Genomic DNA, 8717 nt, shown 5'->3' on the forward strand with positions numbered 1-8717 from the left:
GTGACACGCCGGTCTGGCGCGGGAACCGACGCGACCGGTGCCGACGTCATGGCATCCGGTGGCACAACAGCACCTCACGATCGCCTGAAGCTCAGGTGCAGAGAATGGCAACCCATCGGGGAACAGCGTCCTTCCATCAGGGCTTGCGTCTCTGAGCATCGAACTCTTCGATGCCTCGCCCCGCCCCCATGACCTGGGCGTACCGGTCGAGCCCGACGTGCGGGCAGGCGAGTTGGACGGCGCCGCGCCACCGACCGTCGCCTCGTCGGAGAACTCCGGGCGGCACGGGCGCGGGCGCGGGCACGGACCCGGCCCGTGGGCCTCGCCGGAGAACTCCGGGCGGCGGATCGGATCGTCGGCGTCGCTGGGGACGCGGTCGTCCTTGCCGGAGGGAACTCATCGGTGAGCGGCGAGGTTTTCGTCGCTGCGGCACAGGAACCCGCCCACACGGCACGCTGATCATCCGGTCCGACGACAATCCCCAGCGAGGCAGTCCATGAACCAGCCGTCCATCCCGCCCGGCGCGCACCGGCAGGCCCCCGGCCGCCGCGCACGCACCGGCGCCGCAGGTCCTGGCGGGCGGATCGCACCGCCCGGCGCGGGCTCGTCCGCCGCTGCCCCTGCCCGCACGGGTGCTGCCGTACGGCGCCGTGTGTTGACGCCGGGTTGGGGGCATGACGCCCGCGCCGCACCGCCCGGCCGTGCCGGGGAGGTCCACGCACGGCAGTGTGACGCGGCTCCCCTCGGCGACCGTGAAGAGGTGCGATGAGAGCGCCCCACTTCGACCTGCTGATCCACGGCGCGGACATCGCCGACGGTACCGGCGCTCCGCTGGCCGCGGGCCGGATCGGGATCACCGGGGGCCGGGTCCGCGTACTGCCACCGGACTCCCCCGCCCACGCCGACCGAGTCCTCGACGCCACCGGCTGCGTCGTGGCGCCCGGTTTCATCGACGCGCACACGCACTCCGACCTGGCCGCCCTCGACGACACAGGCACAGTGCCCGCGCACGCCGCGGTGCTCCAGGGCGTGACCGTCGAGATCTGCGGCAACTGCGGGGACAGCGCGTTCCCCGCGCCGTATCCGGACTTCGGCGCGCTCGCCCGCGCGCACGCCGAGGCCGGCCGGCCGAACCACCTGGCCTCGCTCGTCGGCCACGGCACCCTGCGCGAAGCGGTGGTGGGGCCCGCCGACCGCGCCGCCACTGCGACCGAACTCGATTCCATGTGCCGGGTGCTGGACGAGGCGCTCGGCTCGGGCGCCGCGGGCCTGTCGACCGGCCTGATCTACACCCCCGGCTCGTACGCCGACACCGCCGAGGTCACGGCCCTCGCGGCCGTGGCGGCCCGGCACGGCAAGCCGTATGTGACGCATCTGCGGGACGAGATGTCCCGGGTGGAGGCCGCGCTGGAGGAAGCGGTGCGCATCGCCCGCGACAGCGGCGCCCCGCTGCACGTCTCGCACCACAAGACGGCCGGCCGCCACGGGTGGGGCGCGACCGAGCGGACGCTGCCGCGCCTGCTGGCGCTTCGCGCCGGGGGCATGGACGTGACCTGCGACGTCTACCCGTACACCGCAGGCAGCACCGGCCTCGCCGCGATGCTGCCGCCGTGGGCGCACGACGGCGGTACGGCCCGTCTGCTGGAGCGGCTGCGCGACACGGGCGAGCGGGCCAGGATGCGCGCCGCCATCGCTGACGGCGTGGCCGGATGGGAGAACACCGTGGGCAACGGCGGCTGGGACCGTATATCGGTGGCCGGGGCCGTGCGCCATCCCGAGCTGCATGGCCGGAGCATCGCCGACATCGCAGCGGAACGGGGCGCCGATACCCTCGACGTGGTCGCTGATCTGCTGCTGGCCGAGGAGGGGGACGTGACGATCATCAGCCATTCGATGCGCGAGGACGACGTCCAGCGGGTGCTCGCCGCGCCGTTCGCCATGATCGGTTCGGACGGAGTACCGAAACCCGGCCTGCCCCACCCGCGCTGGGCCGGTACGTTCGTCCGTGTTCTCGGGCGCTACGTACGGGAGTTGGGGCTGCTCGGCCTGCCGGAGGCCATCCACAAGATGACCGGCGCGACCGCGGCCAGGTTCGGCCTGACCGGCCGGGGGGTGCTGCGCGACGGCGGCCACGCGGACCTGGTGGTCCTCGACCCTGCGGCTGTCGCCGACCGCGCCACCTTCGCCGACCCGCTGCTCGTGCCGAGCGGAATCCGGCTGGTCGTGGTGGCCGGCTCGGTGGTGGTGGAGGACGGTGCGGTGACGCCGGCCCGGCCGGGGCGGGTGCTGGCGTGCTGAGCGGCGGTCTTCCGCCGGAGCTGCCCGGTGTGCTGTCGGTCGCGGTGCCCGGCGTCCTTGAGCACCGCGCGGACGAGGTGCTGCCGCTCGCCAGCGTGGGCAAGTTGCTGCTGCTGGCCGAAATCGCCCGCGGCCTCACCGGCGGGGATCTGCGGGCCGATGAGCCGGTCGAGCTGCTCGACGAGGACTACTGCGGCGGCTCCGGGCTGCTCACCGGCCTGTCGGCGCGCCGCTGGACTCTCTCCGACCTGGCCCTGCTCACGGCGTCGGTGAGCGACAACACCGCCACGAACGCCCTGATCCGGCGGGTGGGACTTGAGCGGGTCAACGACACGGCGGCGGGGCTGGGACTGACCGCCACCCGGCTGCTCGACCGGATTCGCGAGCCGCGGCTGCCGGAGCATCCGTCCACCTTCGCCGTCGGTACCGCGGCGGAACTGGCCGCGCTCGCCGGACGGATCGCAGGGGACGAGCGATGGGCGCGCCTGCTGCTCGGCTGGATGGCGGGGTGCTGCGACCGTGCCATGGTCCCGGCGCTCATCCCGCACGACCCCGAGGACGACTCGATCCGCGAGGTCCCCAGCGCGTCGCTGTGGGTCGCGAACAAGACCGGTGTCGACGCCGGGGTCCGCTGCGACGTCGGCGTGGTGCGCGGCGGTCGGCAGGTCTGCTACGCGGTGCTGGCCAACTGCGCCCCGGGCGACGAGTTCACGATGACGCGCGCGATGCGGGAGGTCGGCGCGCGGATCGCGGCGCACGCACGCTGAGCACGGGCCGTACGGGCGCGGGACGGGACGGCGCGGGCCTGACGTACCAGGCGGGACGACACGGCGCGGGCGCCGGGCGGCCCGGGGCGGACGCAGGCACGCTGAGCACGACCCGTACGGGCGCGGACGACACGGCGGGGGCGCCGGGCGGCAAGGGACGGAGGCAGGCACGCCGAGTTCGGCCCGTACGGACGCGGGACGGCACCGCGCGGGCCTGACGTACCGGCCGGGACGGGGCGGGCCGCGCCCGACCGGCGGCCCGCGGTCAGTTCGTCGCGCTCCCGCCGAGACGGCCGGTGGCCAGCAGGTGGGAGGCGGCGCTGCCCAGGTAGGCGATGAAGCTGCTCAGCACCGGGTTCGGGTTCCCCGGCCGCCACGCGACGCCGATCTTCCGGTACAGCCGCGGACCGGACACCCGGCTGGTCTGGACCCCCGTGGTGTCGTTGATTCCCAGACTCGGGACCAGCGCGATGCCCATGCCGGCCCGCACCAGTCCGACGATCACTTCATAGTGATCGCTGCGACATCGGATGTTCGGGACGAAACCCTCCAGGGCACAGGCCCGTTCGAGTACGGAGAGCACCGGTGTGCCGGTCCCGAACGAGGTGATCCACTGCTCCCCGGCCAGCTCCACCAGCCGCACCTGGCTGCGCCGGCCCGCCGGATGCCCGGTCGGCACCACCAGGAGCTGCGGCTCGTGGAAGAGCTCCTTCACCTGGACGCCCTCCGGCGGCACCCACGGGTCGAGCACGTGCTCGAAGACCACCAGCGCGTCGATCGCGCCCTGCTGGACACTGAGCGCCAACTCGTGCGGCTGTCCCTCGACCAGTTCCAGCTCGACCCCTGGATAGCGCCGAGAGAAGCGGGACAGCGACTGCGGCAGCAGCTGGTAGCCCGCCGACGCGAAGAAGCCGATGCGCAGATGCCCCGAGTCGGCGCGGGACTGCGCCCGCAGGTCCTTCTCCGCCGAGTCCAGCAGGGCCAGGACCTCCTGCCCGCGCAGCGACAGCCGCCGTCCCGCCGCCGTGAGACGCAGGCTCTGCGCGCCGCGCTCGACGAGACTGACGCAGGCGTCCTTCTCCAACTGGGCCAGCTGGTGCGACACGGCCGACGGTGACAGCTTCAGTTGGCGCGCGGCGCCGGCGATACTCCCCGCCTGGTCGACGGTGGCCAGTATGTGCAGGCGGTGCGCGTTGAGCATGCCGGAAGATTATGCCGCGACGCCTTCGGTGGGCAGGGTTGATGGCCGTCTTTTGCACATTCTGTAATGCCCGGGCCCGGTGGCCGCCGCGGTCCGACACGTCGAGTGGTGCTCGTGTCCGGCGTAGGGCCCACTCGTCGTGCGGGTCAGCGCTGAAGGGTCATGGCGTAGATGTCGAGGGCGCTGTCGCGCTGCCAGTCGAGTCCCCCGGACCCGGGCGCGACCCATGCCGGCACGGACGGTGCCGCCAGGGAGAGGGACCGGACCTGCTTCCCGGACTCCAGCGGCACGGTTGTTTCGTAGAGCGACGCCTTGGCCGTGGTCTTCCCCGTTCCGGCCTGTAGCCGGTACGCGCTCGTCAGCGCGACGGTGTTGCCGAAGTCCGGAGTCGTGTTCGCCCAGCCGGTGAGTTCGAGCGGAACCGTCGCGGTGCTGCCGTCGGTGTAGGTGACGATGGCGGTGGCCGACGCGGCACCGGTACTGCCGTTGTCGGACGCGCCCACGATGTGGAGGCTGCGGTAGTCGCCTGAGGGGAGGGCGATGGCCTGTCCGGTGGACCTGACGAAGTTCTTGCTGGTGCCGGAGGTCGGAGGTGCCTGATAGGTGACCCCGCCGAGCGTGACGGGTCCCGGCGCGGGCAGCTGGTCGGCGGCGTAGCTCCCGCCCGTGCCGTCGAAGTCGCCCTCGTCCGGCGCGGCGAGTGTGGCGACGCCGTCGTGGTTGTAGGCGCCGTGGAGATCGACGGCGCACGAGGTGCTCGTCCGGATCGCGCAGTCCCCGGCCCGCCCCACCACGACGGTGACCGCCTTCTCGACCGGGGCGGCTCCGGGGAGCTTGGCCGTCACCGGCACCGTGTAGGTGCCTGCCGGGGTCCCGGCCGGCGCGGTGATCCGCAACCGGTCCCGCACCTGGGCCGGGAGTCCGTTCGAGTCGGCCGTCGCCGTCGCCCTGGAGGGTGACACCGACCATCCCTTCGGGGCCTTCGCGGTCACGGTGACCCGCGCGGTGTGCGGAGCGGTGGCCAGGAGTGTCAGATCGACATGCTGCCGCGACGGGCGGCCCTGCGTGGGCTCCATGACGACCTGGCGGGGTCCCACCTCGGCGCTGAGCAGACGCTGCGGATTCGGCGTCGTGTCGATCGAGGGCGGGGCGTCCTTCGCGGCCGTCGCCCACGCGGTGGGCCTGGTGCTCAGGGTGAAGTCGATGCGTCCGCCATGGGCGATGTCGGCCTGGCCGACCCATGCCTTGTCCCAGGTCGCGCCGTTCACCGTCGCGGAGTCGACGTACCGGTCGGCCATGCCGGTGCCCGGCGCGGAGATCGTCAGGGTCCCGCCCTGCGTCGTGCCGTAGTTTCCGATCCGCACCCGGGCGTTCGGGAACTGGGGAGTGGTGAGGACGTCGAAGCCGCCGCCGCTGGTCGTGGGGTAGAGCCCCAGCGACGACATCACGTACCAGGAGGACATCTCCCCCATGTCGTCGTTGCCGGGGATGCCGCCGGGGCTGTTGGTGAACAGGGTCTCCTGCGCCTTGACCACGGTCGCGGTGTTGCCGGGCCGTCCGGTCCACGCGTACAGATAGGGGGCGATGAGGTTCGGTTCGTTGTTCGGGTTGTACTTCGTGGAGTCGTAGTAGTCGTACGGGTCACTCACCCACGCCGTGCGCGCGGTGCCCGCCGGGTCGGCGAGGAGGTCGTCGTAGGCGAAGAACTCGTTGAGCCGGCTGGTCGTCGCGTCGCTGCCGCCCAGCATGCCGACGAGCCCCGCCGGGTCCTGGGGCACCAGCCACTGGTACTGGCTCGCGTTCTGCTCGTGGAACGCGTGGTCGCTCGTGACCGGGTCGTAGGGAGTGAGCCAGGTGCCGTCGGCCGCGGTGCGGGGCCGGAACTGGCGGGTCCGCGTGTCGAAGACGTTCTTGTACGACTGGCCGCGCCTGGCGAACATCGCGGCGTCGGCCGTGTGGCCCAGCCCCTTCGCCATCAGCGCCAGCGACGCGTCGGCCGCCGCGTACTCCAGCGTGGCCGACGTGCCGTAATAGCAGTCGTTGTCGTTCGTCTTGGTCGGGCAGCAGCCGCCGCTCGTACCCCCGCCGCAGCCGGTGTTCGGCTTGATGTTGAGCCCGTAGGGGATGTATCCGCGCGCCGCGTAGTACGCGACGCCGGCGCGCCCGTTCTCGCGGACGCCGGCGGGCGGCACCTCGGTCGCGTTCGCCCGGAGGTATCTGTACGCCTCTTGGGCGTCCGCTCCGGTGAGCAGCCCCTTCGACCAGCCCTCGACCAGGAAGGGCGTGACCGGGTCACCGGTCATGATGTTGCCCTCCTGGTCCTCCAGGTACCAGCGGGGCAGCGCGCCGCCCTCCCGCGCCAGCGCGAGGATCGACATGTCGATGTCGTGCGCGACCTTGGGATCGAGCATCTCAAGGAGCTGGTTCTGCGTCCGGAACGTGTCCCACAGCGAGAAGTTGCTGTAGGGGGTGTAACCGGTGGCGGTGTACGTCTTCTTGTCGGCTCCGACGTAGCGGCCGTCGACGTCACCGATCAGATTCGGATCGAGCATCGCGTGGTAGAGCGCCGTGTAGTACGCGACCTGCTGGTCGTGCGAGCCGCCCCCGACCGCGGCCCTGTGCAGCATCGAGTTCCACCGGCCGTTCAGTGCCTTGCGGGCGGCGTCGAAGTCGAATCCGAGCTTCCCCGTCTCCACCGAGAGGTTCTTCCGCGCGCCGGCCAGTCCGGTGAAGGAGAGCCCCACCTTCGCGACGACGGGGGCATCGTTCTTCCTCGTGTCGAACGTCGCCCACGCCCCGTTGGGGCCCTTGGCGGCCGATTCCCTGGAGCCAGGGCTCCGATCGGTGCCCTTCCAGGTGCCGTACGAGGTGAACGGCCGGCTGAGCCACGCGACGAAGTAGGTCTTCTTGGAATCCTCGACCCACCCCTCGACCGTCCGGTCGCCGACGACGCGGATCTCGGAACCGGTCACGCCCGAGCCCGCGTTGAACAGCACGTTCGCCCGGCTCGTCCGCGGGAAGGTGTATTGCTGCCATCCGGTCCGCGCGGTTGCCGTCAACCCGACGGTCACGCCGTACTTGTCGAGCTTCGTCCGGTAGTAGTCGGGGCTCGTCGTCTCGTTCGCGTGGCTGAAGCCCGAGGCGTAGTCCGCCGGATCGGTCGAACCGATCGCGCCGGTCGTGGGCATCATCGGCAGGTAGTTGAACCGGCATCCGTTGATCGTCGTCTGGCTGAAACCGGTGACCGTGTCGGCGGACTCGTTGTCGCACCCCGTGCCACCGGCCGTCTTCATCAGCGGACTCTCCTGCACCAGACCGAACGGCGCGCCCGCGGCGGGAAAGTCGAGACCCTCGTTCTCGGTCCCGATGAAGGGATTGACCAGCTTCGTCAGATCAGTCCCGGGCCCCGGAGCCGCGTCGGATGCCGCGGCCTGCCGTGGGGTGGCGCTCGCGCTCGCGGCGGTCCCGGCGGCGGGTCCGGTGACGGCGAGCGCGAAGCACAGGGCTGCCGCCCCCCATCGCCCTCTCGTACGCCGCGCCGTCGACCTGCTCCGGGTTGGTGCGTAGTGCGTTGAAGGCATGTCGTCCCTACCGCGTTGCCGCTCGTGAACACTGCTGCCGCGAACCGCACCCGACGCTAAGCCGCTTCCTCCGCCCCTGCAAGAGGCAGGGCTCCGCCGCCGTCACCGGGGTGGACGGGGCGGCGTGCCCGAGCGGCCTGGCGACCGCGCCCGGAGCCGCCGCACCGGTGGGCCCACGCCCTTTCCGGTGCGGCGCGCCGAGCCGGGACCGCTGTCACCAGCCGGACTTCACTCCGTCGTAGGCCTTGCGGCAGGTGGCGTCCGTCGCGTCGGTGGAGAGCTTCTGCATGGCCTTCTTCCAGACCTTCTTGGCCACCTTCTCCAGGTCCCGGGTCGCGGCCGGGACGTTGGGCGCGTACTTCTTGAGCGTCTTGAGGGACGCAGCGGCGAACTTGGCGCACACCTTCCCGCTGGTGTTCTGGTACGTGGTGTCCAGGTCCTTGGCCACGGCTTTGCCGTTGGCGGTGGCCCAGTCGTTCCACGATGTGCAGGCGGCCTGCGTGAACGCGCTCTGATCGGCGTCGCTGAGTGCCGAGACCTGGTCCAGCAGGCCGCTCTCGACCTTGTCCGGCACCGTGAAGTGCGCGACGGGGAACTTGTCGAGTGTCTTGAGGAGCGCGTCCTGGCAGGCGGGCGGCAGCGCCGCCGCGTGCGCGGCAGTGGGGCCGGCCACGGCCGAGGCGGAGAGGAGGGCGGCGGCGAGAACGGCGCCCTGAACGGTACGGCGGAGAGTCGTCATGACGGCTGGTGCTCCTTTGGACGGTGTGAACTGGCGGTGTGAACTGGCGGTGGGAGTGCGGCTGAAGAGAGCGTGCGGGTGCGCCGCGCCGCTCGACTCGGACTGGACTGGGGTGGGCCCGGCCGCCGACG

Annotated in this window: 5 protein-coding genes; 2 read left to right on the plus strand and 3 right to left on the minus strand. The window is 71.9% G+C overall.

Annotation, left to right across the window (positions count from 1 at the left end; all coding sequences use genetic code 11):
- Window positions 1–765 precede the first annotated feature (765 nt).
- Together LCE31_RS12450 and LCE31_RS12455 are read left to right on the plus strand one after the other, a co-directional pair.
- Window positions 766–2298, plus strand: coding sequence for an N-acyl-D-amino-acid deacylase family protein (locus LCE31_RS12450; protein WP_225014274.1), 1533 nt, complete (start codon window positions 766–768; stop codon window positions 2296–2298).
- Window positions 2292–3065: a serine hydrolase gene (locus LCE31_RS12455; RefSeq protein WP_225014275.1), complete on the plus strand. Its 774-nt coding sequence runs from the start codon at window positions 2292–2294 to the stop codon at window positions 3063–3065. The genes LCE31_RS12450 and LCE31_RS12455 overlap by 7 nt, the downstream gene beginning before the upstream one ends.
- A gap of 265 nt (window positions 3066–3330) precedes the next feature.
- On the opposite strand, the gene LCE31_RS12460 is transcribed toward LCE31_RS12455, so the two are convergent.
- The 3 genes from LCE31_RS12460 to LCE31_RS12470 all read right to left on the minus strand — a co-directional run bounded on the left by LCE31_RS12460 (window position 3331) and on the right by LCE31_RS12470 (window position 8586).
- Window positions 3331–4266 carry a LysR family transcriptional regulator gene (locus LCE31_RS12460; RefSeq protein ID WP_225014276.1) on the minus strand — a complete coding sequence of 312 codons (936 nt, stop codon included), beginning with the start codon at window positions 4264–4266 and terminating at the stop codon, window positions 3331–3333.
- Between the two features lie 146 nt (window positions 4267–4412).
- Entirely contained in the window at window positions 4413–7847 is a 3435-nt protein-coding gene (locus LCE31_RS12465; RefSeq protein ID WP_225014277.1) for a GH92 family glycosyl hydrolase, read from the minus strand.
- Between the two features lie 214 nt (window positions 7848–8061).
- A complete protein-coding gene (locus LCE31_RS12470) occupies window positions 8062–8586 on the minus strand; it encodes a hypothetical protein (protein WP_225014278.1) in 525 nt (174 codons plus the stop codon).
- Between the last annotated feature and the right edge of the window lie 131 nt (window positions 8587–8717).

The sequence above is a fragment of the Streptomyces sp. 8L genome (assembly GCF_020176795.1).
Classification (GTDB): Bacteria; Actinomycetota; Actinomycetes; order Streptomycetales; family Streptomycetaceae; genus Streptomyces.

Bases quoted from the DNA above. Each gene is read 5' to 3' on its own strand.
- LCE31_RS12450 (WP_225014274.1), top strand. From the start codon at position 766: ATGAGAGCGCCCCACTTCGACCTGCTGATCCACGGCGCGGACATCGCC.
- LCE31_RS12460 (WP_225014276.1), bottom strand. From the start codon at position 4,266: ATGCTCAACGCGCACCGCCTGCACATACTGGCCACCGTCGACCAGGCG.
- LCE31_RS12465 (WP_225014277.1), bottom strand. From the start codon at position 7,847: ATGCCTTCAACGCACTACGCACCAACCCGGAGCAGGTCGACGGCGCGG.
- LCE31_RS12470 (WP_225014278.1), bottom strand. From the start codon at position 8,586: ATGACGACTCTCCGCCGTACCGTTCAGGGCGCCGTTCTCGCCGCCGCC.